The following is a 508-nucleotide window of genomic DNA, read 5'->3' on the forward strand; positions in this document are numbered from 1 at the left end:
CCGGGTCAGGTCGGCGCTCGACAGCGATCGGACTGCGGCGTTCCTGGATACGTGCGTGGCCTTCCAATACAGCTTCAACGTCGCGCAGAGGTCGGGGGCGGGGCTTGCCGCCGACGATCCAACCTTCTTTGCCAAAGGCATCTTGATCGTTGTGCCGGACGAGATGTGGCCGGCCGAGTTCGGCACGCGCGATGTGGTGATGTCTGCCGAGGACGTCAAGTGCCATTCGCGCTGGCTGCACGGCAAGGACCGGATCAAGGCCGACACCGCGCTCGAGTGCGTCGGCATGCTGCAGGCGACGGAGGTGTTCGCGCCCGGCTCTTTGGTTGCGGTTCCGAGCGCCGAACAAAAAAAGCTCGACGGCGATTTTGACGGCGACACCGTCGTCATCATCGGCGACCGGCCTCGCCTTTACGAGCATGTGCGCCAGTTCGACGCGCAGCTGCAGGCGCGCGGCATTGCCTCGATGAAGCCGCCGAAGTCGCACACGCCGGCCATTGAGAACGGC

At 65.0% G+C, this 508-nt stretch carries 1 pseudogene; it reads left to right on the forward strand.

Annotated elements, in window-relative coordinates:
• Positions 1 to 508 (forward strand): annotated as a pseudogene (locus NKI59_RS35065) (shikimate kinase); the annotation flags it as partial.

This window comes from Mesorhizobium sp. M0598 (genome assembly GCF_040320865.1).
GTDB lineage: Bacteria > Pseudomonadota > Alphaproteobacteria > Rhizobiales > Rhizobiaceae > Mesorhizobium.